Raw genomic sequence first — 17,437 nt, 5'->3', positions numbered from 1 at the left:
CGGAGGTTGATCATGTTACTGATACTTCTTGCTTATCTGGGCGGCGCGCTGACGATACTCAGCCCGTGTATTTTGCCGGTGCTGCCGTTTGTGTTTGCCCGCACCGGGCAGCCATTTGTACGCAGCGGCCTGCCGATGCTGGCCGGGATGGCGCTGACCTTTGCGCTGGTGGCGACGCTGGCGGCCGTCGGCGGCGGTTGGGTGGTGCAGGCCAACCAGTATGGACGCTGGCTGGCGATGGCGCTGATGGCCTTCTTCGGCCTGACCCTGATGCTGCCGCACCTGGCGGATCGCCTGACCAAGCCGCTGGTGGCGCTGGGGGACGAGCTGTCCAGCAAGGCGCAGGCGTCGGATGCGACGGCTGGCGATGGGGCCTGGTCTGGAGCGCGCGCGTCCTTCCTGCTGGGGATCGCGACCGGCTTACTGTGGGCGCCCTGCGCCGGTCCGGTGCTTGGATTGGTGCTGACCGGCGCGGCGCTGAACGGCGCCAGTACCGGGACGACGTTGCTGCTGTTGGCCTATGCGGCGGGTGCTGCGACTTCGCTGGCTCTGGCGCTGCTCATCGGCGGTAAGGTCTTCAACGCGATGAAGCGTTCATTGGGCGCGGGCGAGTGGATACGGCGCGGCCTCGGCGTGGCGATGCTGGGCGGCGTAGCTGCCATCGCCAGCGGCCTCGATACCGGGCTGTTGACGCGAGTGTCGACCGTGGCGACGGCAGGGCTGGAGCAGAAGCTGATCGATAAGCTGTCGCCGCGCGATCCGCAAGGTGGCGCAATGATGGCCGGCGGCGCGATGCGTGGCGGCGATGCGGCGGCAGCTTCCGGCGCCACGATGTCGCGCACCGCCATGACCGGCAAGGGCCCTGGCATGACGGCCATGCACGCTGCTGCGCCGGCTGACGAGGCGCTCCCGGTGGAAGGCAAGCTGCCGCCGCTGACCGGCGCCGTCGACTGGCTGAACTCCGCGCCACTGACCGCGGCCCAGCTGAAAGGCAAAGTGGTGCTGGTCGACTTCTGGACCTACTCATGCATCAACTGCCTGCGCACCATGCCTTACGTGAAAGCCTGGGCGGAAAAATACCGCGACCAGGGCCTGGTGGTGATCGGCGTACACGCTCCCGAATTCGCCTTCGAGCGCGATGTCGGCAACGTCCGCAAGGCGATCAAGGACCTTGGCATCACCTACCCTGTCGCCGTCGATAACGACTACGCCATCTGGCGCGCTTTCGGCAACCAGTACTGGCCGGCGCACTACTTTATCGACGCCAAAGGCCAGATCCGCCATCACCATTTCGGCGAAGGCGAATACGCCCAGTCCGAGCAGGTGATCCAGCAACTGCTGGAGGAAGCGGGCCGCAAGGACGTCGCCAACACAGTCGTCAGCGCGGAAGACGCCAAGGGCGTACAGCAGGCCGCCGACATGGGCCAGGTGGCTTCGCCGGAAACCTACCTGGGCTACGAACGCGCACAGAACTTCGCCTCGCCGGAAGGCCAGGCCGCGGACAAGCCGCGCAGCTACACCGCCCCATCGCAGCCGGCGTTGAATCAATGGGGCCTGGCCGGGAACTGGCTGTCGCAGCCTGACCAGGTCACGCTCAGCCAGGGCACGGGCCGCATCGTCTACCGCTTCCATGCGCGCGACCTGCACCTGGTGCTCGGACCCGGTAAGGACGGCAAACCGGTGCGCTTCCGCGTGACGATAGACGGCGCCGCGCCTGGCGCCAACCACGGCACCGATGTCGCCGCCGACGGCAGCGGCACCATCACAGGCCAGCGCTTGTATCAGCTGGTGCGGCAATCCGGCAGCGTTGCCGACCGCACCTTCAGCATTGAATTCCTCGATCCCGGCGTACAAGCCTACGCCTTTACCTTTGGTTGAAACGGAGAGCACATCATGAACAGAATCCTGAAAAACTGGGGCGGCCCTGCGGCCTTGGTAGGCGCGGCCATCTTCGGCGTGGCGTTGTGGCAGCAGCCGGCGGAATCGGCGGAAGTCGCGGTGGTGATCGCGCCGCCGACAGTCGATGAACCGGCCGGCACCGAACATGCCGCCACCGCCGTCTTTGCCGGCGGCTGCTTCTGGGGCGTGCAGGGCGTGTTCCAGCACGTGAAGGGCGTCAGCAACGCCGTCTCCGGCTACGCCGGCGGCGACAGCCGCAGCGCCAACTACGACGCCGTCAGCGGCGGCGACACCGGCCATGCGGAGAGCGTGAAGATCACCTACGATCCGGCGCAGGTCAGCTACGGCAAGCTGCTGCAGATCTTCTTCTCGGTGGCGCACAATCCGACGGAGCTCAATCGCCAGGGCCCGGACAGCGGCACGCAATACCGCTCCGCGATCTTCCCGCAAACGCCGGTGCAGCGCAGCGTGGCGGAAAAATACATCGCCCAGCTGGATGCATCGCGCGTGTTCAAAAAACCGCTGGCGACCAGGATTGAAATGGACAAGGCCTTCTACCCGGCCGAGGCCTATCACCAGAACTTCCTGACGCTGCACCCCAGCCACCCATACATCGCGTTCAACGACCTGCCGAAGGTCGAAAACCTGAAGCGTATCGCGCCGGACGTATATCGCGCCGACCCGGTTCTGGTCCGCAAGGGGTTGTAGTACAATTACAGCAAAATACTACGCGGCCAAGCGCCATGGATACCAGAGACGACCCCTCCCCCGATTCACCGCTGCGCCGCCGCCTGTTGGGAGGGCTGTTGTCCGCCGCCGCACCGGCGCTGCCGCTGATTTTACCGTCCAACGCCAGCGCGGCCGATGCCCCCATCCAGGTCGGCGGCCTGCCAGTCACCTGCAATCTGACGCTGCCGGTGGCCTGCATGGCGAAGGCCGCCAGCGCGGGCAAGCCGGGCGCCCTGCCGCGCGGTTTCGAGTACAGCAAATACAACGGCTGGCCCGAAGTCAAGGAATCGCTGATGACGGGCCGCATCCAGGCAGCCTACATGCTGGCGCCGCTGGTGATGGACCTGGCCGACAAGCGCATCCCCGTCAAGATCGTCTCGCTGGGCCACCGTTCGGGCGCCGTCATCATGGTGCGCACCGATTCGACCTATAAAAAATTCTCCGACCTGCGCGGCAAGCGCATCGCCATACCAAGCCGCTTCGCGGTGGACTTCCTGTTCCTGCGCAAAATGCTGGCGCGCGAGAAGATGACGCCCAAGGATATCGAGATCGTCGAGATGGCGCCGCCGGACATGCCGGCCGCGCTGTACGCCAAGGCGGTGGACGGCTACTGCACCGGCGAGCCGTTCGGCGCCGCCGCGCAGCGCGCCGGCTACGCCCGTCCGCTGGCGATGACGCGCGACGAATGGCGCAACTACATCTGCTGCGTGCTGACGGTGCGCGAAGAACTGATCAAGGAAAACCGGCCATTGGTGCAGGAGCTGGTCAACTACGTGCAGGCCGCCGGCAGCTGGCTCGATTCCACGCCGGTCAGCCGCGAGAAGGCGATCACCATCGCCGCCGGCCGCAAGTACTTCAACCAGGACCCGAACATCCTGCGCTTCGTGATGCAGAACCCGGCCGACCGCGTGACCTACGGCGACCTGCGCATGATACGGGCCGAGTTCGACGAATTGATGCAGCTGTCGATCGAGGCCGGCACCATCAAGCATCCCATCGCCTACGAATCCTATGTGGACGAAAGCTTCGTCAAGGCCATCAAGCCGGTCGCCATCAACATATGAGCAAGCTGAGAGTTGCGCTACTGGCGATGACGATCGCGTTCGGCGCCCAGGCCGCCGACACGCTCGGATTGAAAGCCGGCGTGTTCGATCCGCCGCGCATGGCGCCCGACTTCACGGTGCGCGGCTCGGACGGCAAGGAGCTGAAACTGAGCCAGTACCGCGGCAAGCTGGTGCTGCTGGAATTCGGCTACACCTCGTGCGTGGACGTGTGCCCGGTGTCGCTGGGGATGCTGGCCGAGGCGCGCCGGCAGCTGGGCGCGCAGGCCAGCCAATTGCAGGTCATCTACGTCACCGTCGATCCGGAACGCGACACACCCGAGCGCATGCGCAACTACCTGCGAGCTTTCGATCCGACCTTCATCGGCGCCACCGGCACGCCGCAGCAAATGGCGCGCGTGCGCCAGGACTACGGCATCACCGCCACCAAGAAAATGATCGACGGTAGCAAGACCGATTACACCGTCGGCCATTCCTCGTACCTGTACTTCGTCGATCGCAAGGGTAGCCTGCGCGCGCTGCTGCCGTTCGGGCGCACCGCCGCCGACGTGGTGCACGACGCCACGCTGCTGTTGAAGAATTGAGTACGCGGCGTCTACATAAACCGGCCGCCATCGCGCTGGGTCTTGCCGCAACCGGCCTTGTAGCGCTGTGTGCGTGGGCCGCGCTGGCGCCGGTCTCCCTGCCCTCGCGCGACGAGCTTTTTGAAATCCCCAACGGCACCTGGGCGCGCCGCATGGCCGGCGACAAGGTGGAGATCCTGCCTGCCGAAATCCATCTGACGCAGGGCGCGAACGACGTGCTCCTGCTGCGCAACAAGGACAACGTGCCGCAGATTTTCGGGCCGGTGCTGATCATGCCGGGCCAGAGCTTCCGGCTGCCGTTTGAAACCGTCTCGGTCAACGACTTCGCCTGCACCGCGCACGCCAGCGGGCAAATGCGGGTGGTGGTCGACGCCATGCCGTCGGCCGGCTGGCAACGATTGAAGTGGCGCGCCGCGCGTGCCTGGGCACGTGCGCCGCATCTGTTTTCTACCTGATTGGACGTTATGGAAAAACTCAAGAAAATCCTGCCGCCGCTGGCGGTGCTGGCCGCGCTGATCGCCGTGTGGTGGATCGTCGTGGTGCAGACCGAAAGCGTGATCTTCCCGACGCCGCTGCAAGTGGTGACGGGCACGCTGGAACTGGCCGAAGACGGCACGCTGTGGGAGCACATCGGCGCCTCGCTGTTCCGCGTCGGCACCGGCTTCGGGCTGGCCGCGCTGGTGGCCATCCCCATGGGCCTGTGGATGGGCCGCGTGGACGGCGCCTACATCACGCTCAATCCCATCTTCCAGATCCTGCGGCCGATCTCGCCGATCGCGTGGATACCGCTGGCGATCCTGTGGTTCGGCGTGGGCAACCTGTCGCCGGTGTTCCTGATCTTTATCGCCGCCGTGTTCCCGATGATCGTGCAGACCGCGTCCGGCGTGCACACCATCGAGCGGCGCTACCTGCGCGCGGCGGAGAACTTCGGCGTCTCGAAGACCACGCTGTTCCGGCAGGTGATCATACCGGCGGTACTGCCGGAGATTATCGTCGGCATGCGCATCGCGCTGGGCGTGGCGTGGCTGGTAGTGGTGGCGGCCGAGATGATCGCGCTGCGCTCCGGCCTGGGCTACCTGATCATGGACTCGCGCAACGCCGGCAACCGCTATGACCTGGTCATCGCCGGCATGATCATCATCGGCATCATCGGCCTGATACTGGACGCCGTGATGCGCAAACTCGAAGGCCTCAAATCGGTAAGGTGGCGCTATGGACGCTAAAATCGTCGTCAACGATATCAAGAAAAACTTCAAGGAGCTGCCGGTGGTCGGCGGCGTCTCGCTCGATGTGAAGGACGGCGAATTCGTCGCCATTGTCGGGCCATCCGGCTGCGGCAAATCGACGCTGATGAAGATCATCGCCGGCTTCGAGCAGCCCAGCGAGGGCGAGGTGCGCATCGATGGCGCGGTGCGGCGCGGCCCCAGCCCCAAGGGCATCGCGATCTCGCAGCATGGCTCGGTGTTCCCGTGGCTGACGGTGCAGCAGAACCTGATGTTCGGCCTGACCGGCAACGGCCATGGCGACAAGTCGGCGCTGGCCGATCACTATGCGGAGATGGTGGGCTTGAAGGGCTTCGAGAACAGCTATCCGCACGAACTGTCGGGCGGCATGCTGAAACGGGTGGAGCTGGCGCGGGCCTTCGTCGTCAAGCCGGAGATCCTGTACATGGACGAGCCCTTCTCCGCGCTGGACGCGTTGATGAACCTGAAGATGCGCACCGAACTGCTGCGCATCCTTTCGGAGGAGCGCCACACCGTCATCCTGATCACGCACGACGTGGAAGAAGCCCTGTTCATGGCCGACCGCATCCTGGTGCTGTCGCCGCGTCCGACGCGCATACAGGCGACGTTCGACGTGCCGCATCCGCATCCGCGCAAGCTGTCCCGCCCCGAACTGCAGGAGATGAAGGAACAGATCCTGCGCGAACTGGGCGTGACTATTTGACCTGCTTGAGCACTTCCAGCACAGCCTCGGTCACGGCTTCAGGCTTGTCGGCCTGAATCCCGTGGCCGGCGCCGGCCACGATGCGCTGCGTGCCGCGCGTGGACAGCGCGGCCATCTGCTTCTGGATCGCGACGTTCTCGTCCTCCATCGCCTTATTCAGCGCGCTTTGCGGCTGGTTCGGCACCGCGTAAGGGCTCACGCCGCGCGTCAACACCACCAGCGGCAGGTCGCCGAGCGGGCGGCGCAAGGCGCGCAGCTGTTCGTCGCTGTCCTTCATCGCGTTCCACTCCGCCACCGTCGTGCGCCAGTAGGCCGGCTTGCGCTCCTGCGCCAGCACCACCGAGCCAAGCGCGGGGCCGAAGAAGGCCGGCGGATCGCCGATGCAGCTCTTCTGCTGCTGGCTGCCCGCCGCGATGCCCTTGCCTTTGCTGGCAGCGGCCAGGCAGTACTGATTCTGCTGCTCGACCATGCTGTATATCTGCTTGATCTTCCCCTCGGTGACTTTATCGAGGCGGCTGGTTTCATCCTCATGCTGCGCCTCGACCAGCACCAGGCCCTTGACCTCATCCGGGTAACGATAGGTGTAGACCTGCACGTTAGCGCCGCCCAGCGAATTACCGACCAGGATGTAGGGCGGCTTGACGCCGGCGCCTACCAGCAGCTTGTGCAGATCCTCGGCCACGTTCTCGGACGTATTCGGGTGCGTGGCGGGCTCGCTGAAGCCGAAGCCGGCGCGGTCGAACACGCAGGCGCGCGTATGCCTCGCCACTTCCGGCTGCACCTTGAACCACGCCCAGCCGGCGTCGCCGGACGGCGAGTCGAACAGCACGGTGGTATCGCCCTCTCCGCTGCAATGCAGATTCATCTTGCGGCCACCAACATCGATCAACTGCTGCGGCTTGGCGAAGGCGCGGCCGCCATCGCTCTTCACGGCGGAAGCCGCCAACACCGGGGCAACCGCACTGGCGGCCAGCGCCAGCAGCGCAAAACAAAACACAGGTTTACTCATTCAGATCATCCTTAAATTAGGGTCAAGTCTGACATTCGGACACGAGCTCAAGCTTATCAACTTTACTACAGTTGTGCTCGTGTCCGAATGACAGACTTGACCCCAATTTTATTTAGCGGACGGCGAGGGAGACGCTGGCGGGGAACTGCGGCGCGCGGCGGTGCAGCGTCGCTTGCTCGTAGGAGTAGGCCATGCGGATCAGCATGGCTTCGCTGTAGGCCGCGCCGACAAAGGACAAGCCGACCGGCAGGCCGTGCACATACCCCGCCGGCACCGTGATGTGCGGATAGCCGGCCACCGCCGCCGGCGATGAGAAGCTGCCGCCGAAGTGGTCGCCGTTGATGAAGTCGGTCAGCCATGCCGGGCCGCCGGTCGGCGCCACCAGCGCGTCGAGCTGGTGCTCGCGCATGACCTGGTCGATGCCTTCGGCGCGCGCGTAGCGCTGGTTGTTGGCCAGCGCGTCGCGGTAAGCCGGGGTATCGAGATCGCCCTTCGCTTGCGCGCGCTCCAGGTATTCCTGGCCGAAGTACGGCAGCTCTTGCTGGTGGTTTTTCTGGTTGAAGGCGATGACGTCGGCCATGTTGGAGACCGGTGCGTGCGGCGCGTACTCCTTCAAGTAAGCCGCCAGGTCGGCCTTGAATTCATACAGCAGCACTTCGGTCTCGCTGTCGCCGTATTTGCTGACGTTGGGCACTTCGGTGTCGACCAGGATCGCGCCTTGCGCCTTCAGGTCCAGCAGCGCTTTTTCGATCACCGCGTCCAGATCGTCGTTACTGCCGAAGAAGTTGCGGGCCACGCCGATGCGCTTGCCCTTCAAGCCGCCCTTCTCCAGCGCGGCGCGGTAGTCGCCGGCCTTGCCGGCGCCTTCCTGCGTGACCGGATCCCTGGCGTCGACGCCGGTCATCGCGGCCAGCATCAGGGCGGCGTCGGCGACGCTGCGCGCCATCGGGCCGGCCGTGTCCTGCGAGTGGGCGATCGGGATGATGCCGCTGCGGCTGACCAGCCCCAGCGTCGGCTTGATGCCGACCAGGCCGCAGATCGAGGCCGGCGAGACGATCGAGCCGTCGGTCTCGGTGCCGACCGCCAGCGTGGCCAGGCCGGCGGCAATCGCCGCGCCCGAGCCGGAGCTGGAGCCGCTGCAATTGCGGTCCAGCGAATAAGGATTCAAAGTCAGTCCGCCGCGCCCGCTCCAGCCGCTGACCGAGTGCGTCGAGCGCATATTGGCCCATTCGCTGAGGTTGGTCTTGCCGATGATGACGGCGCCGGCCGCGCGCAGCTGCGCCGCAACGTGGGCGTCGCGCGCGGCGCGGATGCCGTTCAGCGCCAGCGAGCCGGCGGTGGTGCTCATGCGGTCGCCGGTGGCGATGTTGTCTTTGAGGAGGACGGGGATGCCGTGCAGCGGACCGCGCACGCGCTTGAGGTTGCGCTCGCGGTCCATGTCCAGCGCGATCTTCAGCGCTTCGGGATTGATTTCAATGATGGCGTTGAGGCGGGGGCCGGCTTTGTCGATGGTCTTGATGCGCGCCAGGTATTGCGAGGTCAGCGAGTGCGAGGTCAGCTTGCCGGCCTCCATCATCTGCTGCTGCTCCCAGACGCCGGCATCGAGGATGCCACCGGGACCGAGCTTGGACGCCGCACCGGCCGGCGCCGCGAGCACCCGGTTGCCGCCCGCAACAGCACCCGCCGCTACGCCGATACGAACGAAATCCCTGCGATCCATGCCATCCTCGTGAGTGGTTTGTCCCGATCACCATTGCGCACTATTTATTGCGTGACATAAATATATCAGCGTGTTACAAGCCACACCACAAAAATTATTACAAATCAGCAAATAATTACTAAGACCAAACAAAAAAAGCACGCCGGCATAACGCGGGCGTGCTTTTTTAGCAAGGAGAACCGATTAGTTACGAACGATACGCTTGTATTCGTTGGTACGGGTGTCGATTTCGATGACGTCGTCCTGGCTCACGAACAGTGGCACTTGCACGGTGTGGCGGTGGGCTTCGATGGCGTTTTCGATCTTGGCTTCTTTCAGGACGTTGCCCGAAGTGTTGCCCTTGACCGCAGGCTCCGAGTACACGACCTGACGTGCGATGGTGGTTGGCAGTTCAACCGAGATCGCTTTGCCGTCGTAGAACACGGCTTCGCATTCCATACCGTCTTTCAGGTAGTTCAGCGCTTCGCCCAGGTTTTCTTCTTCGATTTCGTACTGTTCGTAGTCGGCGTCCATGAAGACGTACAGTGGATCGGCGAAGTACGAGTAGGTCACTGGCTTCTTGTCCAGAACCACCACGTCGAACTTGTCGTCGCCGCGGAACACGTTTTCCATTGGGGTGTTGGTCAGAAGATTCTTCATCTTCCATTTGTACGTGAAGCCCGTGCGGCTCGAACCGTTGACGTCGGAGCGCAGAACGATCATAGGCTTGCTGTCAACCATGATGATGTTGCCAACACGAATTTCTTTTGCAGGTTTCATAGAGAGTATACGTAAAAAGTAGGTTGCGTAAAAATCATCTGTCGCCAGGCTGAATGCCCAAAGCTCACGGTTGATCGGGTAAAAATGTGCTAGTGGACTGTAACAGTCAAACGATAGCGAAGGACGCCAGCCTGCGGCGCAGGGCAAGGCGCAAAGCGCAGCGATAGTGAGCTATCGCGAGCATTTGCAACGCCGCCATGCGCAGCGGGCTGGCGGCAGGCGCTATCGTTTTGACTGTTACAGTTCACTAGAGATTAACCCGGCATTATACCTTGTTTTTCCCGCGCCGCCTATCTCAGCGTGGCGGCAAACGCCATCAGATTGGCGGCCAGATCGCCGTTGGCCAGCATCTGCGCCTGCCACTCGCCGGCGCGCGTCTTCATGGCCGGCATCTCCTGCGCGAAGGCCTGCCACAGCGACGGCCAGCCGCTGCCCTCGCCCGCTGTCGGCGCGCCGTTCCAGCGCAGCGAAAACTCGGCCAGCGCGTCGAGCCCGACCGCGTAGCGCTGCAGGAAGGCGCGCAGCTTCTTGTGATGCAGGTTTTCGTCCTGCGGGTAGATGTGCCAGATGAAGGGCTGGTCGGCCCATTGCGCGCGCACGAAGGAATCCTCGCCGCGCACGAAGTTCAGGTCGCAGGCCCACAGCAGCTTGTCGTAGTCCGGCTGCGGCACGAAGGGCAGCACGCGCAATGTCAGCGCGCCGTCGGTGGCGCTGGCGCCGGCCTTGGCCTCGGCGCCGAGGAAGGCTTGCACCGACTCGGCCGCCACGCCTTCCGGCACCAGGCAGGTGACGGCCTGCTCGCCCTGGCGCCAGACATCCAGCAGGGCCGAGACCGGCGCGTGCGGGTAGCAGAACAGCGAGACCTTGGTGGCCGCCATCTCGCCCGTCGTGACGCCGAAGCGCGCGAGGAACTGCGCCATTGCCGCCGGCGAGGACTGGAACTGGCGGCGCTGCTCATCGAGCTCCGCTTCGTGCAGCAGGCCGCCGGTTTTGTCGGTGAAGCCGGGGAAGAAGAAATGCTTGGTCAGCGGCAGGCGCGGATGCGGCGACGTCAGGCGATGACAACCCTCGACCCACTCCTCGGCCGTCAAGCCTTCCAGGTTGAACCACACCGGCCGCGGCTCGCACTGCGCCATCGCTTCGATGTAGCTGGGCGGGATGTCGACGGCGAAGAATTCGATCACGATGTCGGCCACGTCGGCCGGCGTGTAGACGCCGTCCTGGTCGCGCCAGTGACGCACCTGCACGCCCTCCAGCTGCTGGCTGCCGGCGGCGGTGTCGACCTGCGGGCAGATGCGGCGGAAGCTGGCCAGGTCGTCGACCCACAGCGTGACGCCGATGTCGTGCTCGCGCCGCAGCTGGCGCGCCAGGCGCCAGCAGATGCCGATGTCGCCGTAGTTGTCGACGACACGGCAGAACAGATCGAGGCGGCGGAATTTCTTCATGGCGGGGTCGGAAAAAAAGTGAGGCTGGATGATACCTGATTAACGCATGGCGGCCACCAAGAATACCAAAACTTCCACTGGCTACCCCAGTCCAATCCCTTCCAGCGCAGGTCCACGCGCTGCACGCTACACGCCGCACGCGGGTAGCGCTGGGAATAGCAACCCAAAAAAAGGAGATGTCATGAACGAGTATCAACAATACTATGCACAACAACTAGCACCGCAACAACTGGGCGGCCTCGCGCCGCAGGGTTTCCTGGGCAGTTTGCTGGGCGCACCGCTGGGCGGCCTGATCGGCCGCGGCATTGGCGGGCTGTTCGGCAACGCTCATCTCGGCAGCCAGATCGGCCAGGCGGCCGGCGGCATCGGCGGCTCCTTCCTGCCACTGGGCGTCGACCCGGTGACCGCCGCGTATGCACAACAGGCGCAACAACAGCAACTGCAGCAACTGCAACAGGCCCAGCTCGCACAGCTGGCCCCACAAGGCTGGTTCGGTAACATCATCAAGAGCGTGGCACAACCACTGGGCGGCGCCATCGGCGGCGCTTTCGGTAACTCCGGCCTGGGCAACACCATCGGCGGCATCGCCGGCCAGCTGGGCGGCATGCTGCCGTTCGCGGCCGATCCGGTGCAGCAGGCCTATGCCCAGCAAGCGGCGCAGCTTCAACAACTACAACAACTACAACAAGCCCAACAACTCCAGCAGCTGCAAGCACAAAGCCTGGCGCCGCAAGGCTGGTTCGGCAACATCATCAAGAGCGTGGCGCAGCCGCTGGGCGGCATGATAGGCGGCGCCTTCGGCCACTCGGGTATCGGCAACACCATCGGCGGCATCGCCGGCCAGCTGGGCGGCATGCTGCCGTTCGCGGCCGATCCGGTGACGCAGGCCTACGCACAGCAGGCGGCGCAGCTACAACAACTACAACAGCTGCAGGGCCTGGCGCCGCAGGGCTGGTTCGGCAACATCATCAAGAGCGTGGCGCAGCCGCTGGGCGGCGCTATCGGTGGCGCCTTCGGCAACTCCGGCCTGGGCAACACCATCGGCGGCATCGCGGGCCAGCTGGGCGGCATGCTGCCGTTCGGCGCGGATCCGCTGACGGCGGCGTATGCGCAGCAACAGGCGCAGCTGGCCCAGCTGACGCAGCAGGCGCAACTGGCCAACGCCGGCAACACCGCGCTGTACGGAGGAGGCCAAACCCTGCATTAACCGCGCGCCGATGCGCTGACCGGACGGCGTCGCCGTCCCCTGCCCTCCGACGGCGGCGGCCGCGGAGGGCGCTGCACTTTTCAAGGAGACCCTTATGTTAGAAGCGCAAGGCGCGCAGGCCAGGAAGGCCAGGTATCTGGTCCATGCCACCGATGGCGCGCCGCTGGCTGATTTCCTGACGCTGGCAGACGTCGATCCAGAGATCAACGTGGTCGACGTCATCGGCCCGCACGACCAGCCGCATACGGCGGTCGTTGAAATCAGTCCCGACAAGGCCCGCGTGCTGGAGCAGCATTTCCGCAGCACCGGCACACCCTCCCACCAATTGACGATAGAACCGGACCAGCCGCTGTCGCTTTTCGACCGCGAGCAGGCCGATCCGATTTGAAAGGAAAGTCCATGCCCAAACCCTCCAACGACGGCGCCTCGTCGCCGCCGGATCCCACGCTCTCCGGCGGTAACGAAACCGCCGGCTCGACAGATTCCCCGGGCCGCTCGGCGCGCTCTTCCAGCGCCAGCAGCTCCAGCAGCGCCGGCCCGGCCTCCACTGCCACGGACACGACGACCGATGTCGGCGGCGATCCCGGCAAACGCGCCGCCGACGGTGGCGGCCGCACGGTTACGGCGCGCAAGAAGCAGTATGTGATCGCGCCCCGCCAGCCGGACGGCTTGCAGGCCATGAGTTTCCAACCGTTGCAATTCTCGGCGCTGGAGCAGGCGCTGCGCAGCAGCAATGACATCGAAGTGGTCGACACGGTCGGCCCCAAATCCGTGCTGGGCGCGCTGGCCGACGGCATGGGCGGTTCGCAGGGCGTGCTGGTGGCGCGCATGACGGAACAAAAAGCCGCCGTGCTGCATCAGCAAGGCCAGGGCCGGCTGCTGGTGGAGCATGACCAGCACCTGAACCTGATGGACCCGGCACTGCGCCAGCCGGCGATGGTGACCGGCGTGATGTCAGCCGGCGGCGGGCCGGTGCTCAACGCCGTCGTCAGCGTGATCGGCAAGGACGGCGCGCCGCAGCCTGACGCGGAGGTCTCGCTGTTCGGCAGCATGCTGCCGGCCAGCGGCGTGACCGATGCCAACGGCCAGGTCACGCTGTCGCTGTTCGGCGAGACGCCGGACTCGGTGCGCGGCCTGTACGTCAAGCCCAAGTCCGATTACTGGAGCTTCTACCAGCGCGACCCCGACATCAGCACCGACGAGGCCAACGTGGTGACGCTGCGCGCGCTGTCGGACTGGCCGTCGCTGGCCGGCTTCCCGCGCCAGCGCGCCTACGGCTGGGGCCAGAAGGCGATGCGGCTGGATCAGCTGCCCGGCAACTACCGCGGCCAGGGGGTCAAGATCGCCATCATCGATTCGGGCGCGGCCACCACGCATGCCAACCTCACAGGCATCAAGGCCGGCTTCGACGTGCTGAACAAGAAGACCAATCCCGACGGCTGGGACCAGGACACGCTGGGCCACGGCTCGCACTGCGCCGGCGTGATCGCGGCGGCCGACATCGCCTCCGGCATCCGCGGCTTCGCGCCGGACGCCGAGGTCCATGCCTGCAAGCTGTTCCCCGGCGGGCAGATCAGCCAGCTGATCGACGCGCTGGAATACTGCATCGACAAGCAGATCGACGTGGTCAACCTGAGCCTGGGCGGGGCCGAGGTGTCGGAAGCGCTGGAGCAGCAGATCGTGCGCGCCAAGCGGGCCGGCATCGCCTGCATCGTCGCGGCCGGCAATTCGGGCAGCGCGGTGCAGTATCCGGCCTCGTCGCCCAATGTGCTGGCGGTGGCGGCGGTGGGCAAGCTCGACGAATTCCCGGCCGACAGCTATCACGCGCAGACGCTGGACCAGAACGTCGACGCCTATGGCTATTTCACGGCCAAGTTCAGCTGCTTCGGTCCGCAGGTGGCGGTGTGCGCGCCGGGCGTGGCGATCACCTCCTGTGTGCCGCCGAATAATTTCGCGGCCTGGGACGGCACGTCGATGGCGACCCCGCACGTGACCGGCCTGGCGGCGCTGACCCTGGCGCACCACCCGGACTTCCAGTCGCCGCAGTACAAGGCGCGCGGAGCCGAGCGGGTCGAGCGGCTGTTCCAGATCATCCGCGCCAGCGCGCACCGGGTCAGCCTGGCGGACCAGAGCCGCACCGGCTTCGGCCTGCCGGACGTGCTGGTGGCGGTGGGCTTGCAGGCCCAGGCCGGCCAACAGCCGGCGCAGGTGGCGCCGCAGCAGGCCGGCGTGATGACGCCGATGATGGCGTCATCGCAGCTGGGCAACGCGATCGGCGGCGGCATGGGCGGCGCGATGAGCGGCCTGATGGGCGGCGGCGCGGTCTACGATCCGCTGGGGCTGGACGTGACGCGGGCGGCGCAGATGGCCGCCTACAGCACGCAATGGCCGCAGCTGCACGTGGGACGCTTCCCGATCCCGCATCCGTACAACCCGATCATGTGGTAGCGCCGGAAATGCAAAAAGCCGCACGAGGCGGCTTTTTGCATGTTTGCTGCTTGACTGGCGTCCCCAGGGGGATTCGAACCCCCGTACTCACCGTGAAAGGGTGATGTCCTAGGCCTCTAGACGATGGGGACAGAAATCTGTCCGAGTTACTGACCTTGCTGGAAAAATCCTGGCGTCCCCAGGGGGATTCGAACCCCCGTACTCACCGTGAAAGGGTGATGTCCTAGGCCTCTAGACGATGGGGACTTTTCCAAGGCGCGAATCATAGCAGTCAAATTCGCGCTTGGCAATAGCAAACCCTTGTTTTTACAGGAAAAACCCGAAACATAGTCGGGCTTGCAACAAGCCGTTGAAGGCCGCAAAAGGCCGCAAAAACAAAAAAGCCGCTCAAGGCGGCTTCTGCGATGCTGGCGTCCCCAGGGGGATTCGAACCCCCGTACTCACCGTGAAAGGGTGATGTCCTAGGCCTCTAGACGATGGGGACATGTCGGTGCTTCCTGCGCTAATGGTGGAGGTAAGCGGGATCGAACCGCTGACCTCTTGCATGCCATGCAAGCGCTCTCCCAGCTGAGCTATACCCCCCCGGGCGCAGAAAGTCTTCTGTCGTACTACGTTTTACTACTCATCAGCCTGGCAAAGCTGGCGTCCCCAGGGGGATTCGAACCCCCGTACTCACCGTGAAAGGGTGATGTCCTAGGCCTCTAGACGATGGGGACCTTGGAACTACGGTAACACAAACATTATCATCTCCGCGCAGTGGTGGAGGTAAGCGGGATCGAACCGCTGACCTCTTGCATGCCATGCAAGCGCTCTCCCAGCTGAGCTATACCCCCCGGGCGCAGAAATAATAAAAGCCGCTTGCGCGACTTTTGTTTTCACTACTTGTATCTATCCAGCGTAACGCCAAACATCAAACAATCAGTACAAACAACGTCAACTACAACATCTACAACTTGGCGTCCCCAGGGGGATTCGAACCCCCGTACTCACCGTGAAAGGGTGATGTCCTAGGCCTCTAGACGATGGGGACTGCGAACAACCAATTCTGCAACGTGGTGGAGGTAAGCGGGATCGAACCGCTGACCTCTTGCATGCCATGCAAGCGCTCTCCCAGCTGAGCTATACCCCCGTTTGCTGCAGAAACAAGAGTATAGCAAAGAAGCTGCGCTATGCAAATACCCTTTTGCAACTTTGCTCAGGATTCAAGTGAGAATCAGAGAAATTTCGCCAGGCGCGCCACAATCGCCTCGCGGCCGAAGATCTGCAACACCGCATCGATGGCCGGCGTTTGCAGCTGGCCGGTGACGATCAGGCGCAGCGGCATGGCCATCTGCGGCATCTTCAGGCCGTTGGCGGCCAGGACTTCCTTGATCATCGCGGCCAGCGCTTCCTTGGTCCACTCCACCGTGGCGCAACGCTCGGCAAACTGCGCCAGCGCCGGCTTGATGGCATCGGTCAGGTGCTGGGCCATCAGCGCGGCGTCCGGCTGCGGCGCGCGGTAGAACAGCATGGCGGCGTCGGCCAGTTCGTTGACGGTGTTGACGCGCTCCTTCATCAGCGCCAGCACGGCCGGCAGCGCAGGCGCGCCGTCAAACACGGCGCCGGCGGCCAGCATGCGCGGCTGCGCCAGGGCGGCCAGGCGCTCGTTGTCGGCCTGCTTGATATAGTGGTTGTTGAGCCAGTTCAGTTTTTCGATGTTGAACTGCGCGGCCGAGTTGGACAGGTGGGTGCCATCGAACCAGCTGCACACCTGCTCCATCGAGAACACTTCATCATCGCCATGGCTCCAGCCCAGGCGCGCCAGGTAGTTCAGGATCGCTTCCGGCAGATAGCCTTGCGCCGGGTAGTCCATGACGTTGACGGCGTCCTTGCGCTTGGACATCTTCTGGCCGTCGGCGCCCAGTATCATCGGCAGGTGGCCGTACAGCGGCAGCGGCGCGCCGATCGCGCGCAGGATGTTGATCTGGCGTGGCGTGTTGTTGACGTGGTCGTCGCCGCGCAGCACGTGGCTGATCTGCATGTCCCAGTCGTCGACAGCCACGCAGAAGTTATAGGTCGGCGTGCCGTCCGGGCGGGCGATGACCAGGTCATCCAGCTCCTTGTTGCCGATGGTGATGGTGCCCTTGACGAAATCGTCCCAGGTCACCTCGCCGTCCAGCGGATTCTTGAAGCGCACCACCGGCTTGCGGTCGGCAGGAACGGCCGGCAGGGTCTTGCCCGGCTCAGGACGCCACGTACCGTCGTAGCGCGGCTTCTCGCCGGCTTCACGCATGCGTTCGCGCATCGCCTCGACTTCTTCCGGCGACGAGTAGCAATGGTAGGCGGTGCCCGCCTCCAGCATCTGCGCCACCACTTCGCGGTAGCGGTCCATGCGCTGCATCTGGTAGAACGGGCCTTCGTCGTGGCTCAGGCCCAGCCACTCCATGCCTTCGATGATGGCCTGCACCGCCGCCGGGGTCGAGCGCTCCAGGTCGGTGTCCTCGATACGCAGCACGAAGGTGCCGCCGAAGTGACGGGCGTAGGCCCAGGAGTACAGCGCCGTGCGGGCGCCGCCCAGGTGGAGGTAGCCGGTCGGGCTCGGTGCGAAACGGGTGCGGACTGGCTTGGCTGGTGCAATAGTCATCGAAGT

At 64.6% G+C, this 17,437-nt stretch carries 15 protein-coding genes and 8 tRNA genes; 10 read left to right on the top strand and 13 right to left on the bottom strand.

The window, feature by feature from the left end:
- Positions 1-12: 12 nt before the first annotated feature.
- The 7 genes from ACEN9O_RS19350 to ACEN9O_RS19320 are packed head-to-tail and all read left to right on the top strand — an operon-like array spanning position 13 to position 6,220.
- The gene (locus ACEN9O_RS19350; protein WP_495613452.1) at positions 13-1,878 is read left to right on the top strand and encodes a cytochrome c biogenesis protein DipZ; all 1,866 of its coding nucleotides are present in this window, start codon (positions 13-15) and stop codon (positions 1,876-1,878) included.
- A gap of 15 nt (positions 1,879-1,893) precedes the next feature.
- Positions 1,894-2,607 (top strand): peptide-methionine (S)-S-oxide reductase MsrA, encoded by a 714-nt coding sequence (msrA, locus tag ACEN9O_RS19345; RefSeq protein ID WP_495613451.1) that lies wholly within the window; start codon positions 1,894-1,896, stop codon positions 2,605-2,607.
- A gap of 35 nt (positions 2,608-2,642) precedes the next feature.
- The gene (locus ACEN9O_RS19340; RefSeq protein ID WP_495613450.1) at positions 2,643-3,692 is read left to right on the top strand and encodes an ABC transporter substrate-binding protein; all 1,050 of its coding nucleotides are present in this window, start codon (positions 2,643-2,645) and stop codon (positions 3,690-3,692) included.
- Complete coding sequence (locus ACEN9O_RS19335; RefSeq protein ID WP_495613449.1) at positions 3,689-4,273, top strand: SCO family protein; 585 nt, start codon at positions 3,689-3,691, stop codon at positions 4,271-4,273. The genes ACEN9O_RS19340 and ACEN9O_RS19335 overlap by 4 nt, the downstream gene beginning before the upstream one ends.
- Positions 4,270-4,728: a cupredoxin domain-containing protein gene (locus tag ACEN9O_RS19330; protein ID WP_495613448.1), complete on the top strand. Its 459-nt coding sequence runs from the start codon at positions 4,270-4,272 to the stop codon at positions 4,726-4,728. The genes ACEN9O_RS19335 and ACEN9O_RS19330 overlap by 4 nt, the downstream gene beginning before the upstream one ends.
- A gap of 9 nt (positions 4,729-4,737) precedes the next feature.
- A complete protein-coding gene (locus ACEN9O_RS19325) occupies positions 4,738-5,496 on the top strand; it encodes an ABC transporter permease (protein WP_495613447.1) in 759 nt (252 codons plus the stop codon).
- On the top strand, positions 5,486-6,220 hold the full coding sequence (locus ACEN9O_RS19320) for an ABC transporter ATP-binding protein (RefSeq protein ID WP_495613446.1): 735 nt from the start codon (positions 5,486-5,488) through the stop codon (positions 6,218-6,220). The genes ACEN9O_RS19325 and ACEN9O_RS19320 overlap by 11 nt, the downstream gene beginning before the upstream one ends.
- On the opposite strand, the gene ACEN9O_RS19315 is transcribed toward ACEN9O_RS19320, so the two are convergent.
- The 4 genes from ACEN9O_RS19315 to earP form a co-directional block, all read right to left on the bottom strand.
- Positions 6,213-7,229 (bottom strand): alpha/beta fold hydrolase, encoded by a 1,017-nt coding sequence (locus ACEN9O_RS19315; RefSeq protein WP_495613445.1) that lies wholly within the window; start codon positions 7,227-7,229, stop codon positions 6,213-6,215. The genes ACEN9O_RS19320 and ACEN9O_RS19315 overlap by 8 nt on opposite strands.
- A 112-nt stretch (positions 7,230-7,341) precedes the next feature.
- Positions 7,342-8,949, bottom strand: coding sequence for an amidase (locus ACEN9O_RS19310; protein ID WP_495613444.1), 1,608 nt, complete (start codon positions 8,947-8,949; stop codon positions 7,342-7,344).
- Between the two features lie 183 nt (positions 8,950-9,132).
- Positions 9,133-9,708 carry an elongation factor P gene (locus tag ACEN9O_RS19305; protein WP_026334365.1) on the bottom strand — a complete coding sequence of 192 codons (576 nt, stop codon included), beginning with the start codon at positions 9,706-9,708 and terminating at the stop codon, positions 9,133-9,135.
- Between the two features lie 290 nt (positions 9,709-9,998).
- Positions 9,999-11,153, bottom strand: a complete 1,155-nt coding sequence (earP, locus tag ACEN9O_RS19300) for an elongation factor P maturation arginine rhamnosyltransferase EarP (protein ID WP_495613443.1) — start codon at positions 11,151-11,153, stop codon at positions 9,999-10,001.
- A 181-nt stretch (positions 11,154-11,334) separates the two neighbouring features.
- Between earP and ACEN9O_RS19295 the strand changes: the two genes are divergently transcribed.
- The 3 genes from ACEN9O_RS19295 (at position 11,335) to ACEN9O_RS19285 (ending at position 14,808) form a co-directional block, all read left to right on the top strand.
- Positions 11,335-12,360: a hypothetical protein gene (locus ACEN9O_RS19295; protein ID WP_495613442.1), complete on the top strand. Its 1,026-nt coding sequence runs from the start codon at positions 11,335-11,337 to the stop codon at positions 12,358-12,360.
- Between the two features lie 94 nt (positions 12,361-12,454).
- The gene (locus tag ACEN9O_RS19290; protein WP_495613441.1) at positions 12,455-12,748 is read left to right on the top strand and encodes a hypothetical protein; all 294 of its coding nucleotides are present in this window, start codon (positions 12,455-12,457) and stop codon (positions 12,746-12,748) included.
- A gap of 11 nt (positions 12,749-12,759) precedes the next feature.
- Entirely contained in the window at positions 12,760-14,808 is a 2,049-nt protein-coding gene (locus tag ACEN9O_RS19285; RefSeq protein ID WP_495613440.1) for a S8 family serine peptidase, read from the top strand.
- Positions 14,809-14,863: 55 nt separating this feature from the next.
- Here the strand turns inward: ACEN9O_RS19285 and ACEN9O_RS19280 are convergent.
- The 9 genes from ACEN9O_RS19280 to gltX all read right to left on the bottom strand — a co-directional run bounded on the left by ACEN9O_RS19280 (position 14,864) and on the right by gltX (position 17,431).
- A tRNA-Glu gene (locus tag ACEN9O_RS19280) sits at positions 14,864-14,939 on the bottom strand.
- Between the two features lie 39 nt (positions 14,940-14,978).
- Positions 14,979-15,054: transfer RNA gene (locus ACEN9O_RS19275), tRNA-Glu, on the bottom strand.
- A gap of 162 nt (positions 15,055-15,216) precedes the next feature.
- A tRNA-Glu gene (locus ACEN9O_RS19270) sits at positions 15,217-15,292 on the bottom strand.
- A gap of 22 nt (positions 15,293-15,314) precedes the next feature.
- A tRNA-Ala gene (locus ACEN9O_RS19265) sits at positions 15,315-15,390 on the bottom strand.
- 58 nt (positions 15,391-15,448) lie between these two features.
- Positions 15,449-15,524, bottom strand: a tRNA-Glu gene (locus ACEN9O_RS19260).
- A 41-nt stretch (positions 15,525-15,565) separates the two neighbouring features.
- A tRNA-Ala gene (locus ACEN9O_RS19255) sits at positions 15,566-15,641 on the bottom strand.
- A 121-nt stretch (positions 15,642-15,762) separates the two neighbouring features.
- A tRNA-Glu gene (locus ACEN9O_RS19250) sits at positions 15,763-15,838 on the bottom strand.
- Positions 15,839-15,861: 23 nt separating this feature from the next.
- Positions 15,862-15,937: transfer RNA gene (locus ACEN9O_RS19245), tRNA-Ala, on the bottom strand.
- A gap of 84 nt (positions 15,938-16,021) precedes the next feature.
- Positions 16,022-17,431 (bottom strand): glutamate--tRNA ligase, encoded by a 1,410-nt coding sequence (gltX, locus tag ACEN9O_RS19240; RefSeq protein ID WP_495613439.1) that lies wholly within the window; start codon positions 17,429-17,431, stop codon positions 16,022-16,024.
- Between the last annotated feature and the right edge of the window lie 6 nt (positions 17,432-17,437).

This window comes from Duganella sp. Dugasp78, from assembly GCF_059491455.1.
This window is presented reverse-complemented; position numbering and strand designations above follow the sequence as displayed.

Bases quoted from the DNA above. Each gene is read 5' to 3' on its own strand.
- ACEN9O_RS19340 (WP_495613450.1), top strand. From the start codon at position 2,643: ATGGATACCAGAGACGACCCCTCCCCCGATTCACCGCTGCGCCGCCGC.
- ACEN9O_RS19335 (WP_495613449.1), top strand. From the start codon at position 3,689: ATGAGCAAGCTGAGAGTTGCGCTACTGGCGATGACGATCGCGTTCGGC.
- ACEN9O_RS19295 (WP_495613442.1), top strand. From the start codon at position 11,335: ATGAACGAGTATCAACAATACTATGCACAACAACTAGCACCGCAACAA.
- ACEN9O_RS19325 (WP_495613447.1), top strand. From the start codon at position 4,738: ATGGAAAAACTCAAGAAAATCCTGCCGCCGCTGGCGGTGCTGGCCGCG.
- ACEN9O_RS19305 (WP_026334365.1), bottom strand. From the start codon at position 9,708: ATGAAACCTGCAAAAGAAATTCGTGTTGGCAACATCATCATGGTTGAC.
- ACEN9O_RS19285 (WP_495613440.1), top strand. From the start codon at position 12,760: ATGCCCAAACCCTCCAACGACGGCGCCTCGTCGCCGCCGGATCCCACG.
- ACEN9O_RS19310 (WP_495613444.1), bottom strand. From the start codon at position 8,949: ATGGATCGCAGGGATTTCGTTCGTATCGGCGTAGCGGCGGGTGCTGTT.
- ACEN9O_RS19350 (WP_495613452.1), top strand. From the start codon at position 13: ATGTTACTGATACTTCTTGCTTATCTGGGCGGCGCGCTGACGATACTC.
- ACEN9O_RS19315 (WP_495613445.1), bottom strand. From the start codon at position 7,229: ATGAGTAAACCTGTGTTTTGTTTTGCGCTGCTGGCGCTGGCCGCCAGT.
- ACEN9O_RS19290 (WP_495613441.1), top strand. From the start codon at position 12,455: ATGTTAGAAGCGCAAGGCGCGCAGGCCAGGAAGGCCAGGTATCTGGTC.
- gltX (WP_495613439.1), bottom strand. From the start codon at position 17,431: ATGACTATTGCACCAGCCAAGCCAGTCCGCACCCGTTTCGCACCGAGC.
- earP (WP_495613443.1), bottom strand. From the start codon at position 11,153: ATGAAGAAATTCCGCCGCCTCGATCTGTTCTGCCGTGTCGTCGACAAC.
- msrA (WP_495613451.1), top strand. From the start codon at position 1,894: ATGAACAGAATCCTGAAAAACTGGGGCGGCCCTGCGGCCTTGGTAGGC.
- ACEN9O_RS19320 (WP_495613446.1), top strand. From the start codon at position 5,486: ATGGACGCTAAAATCGTCGTCAACGATATCAAGAAAAACTTCAAGGAG.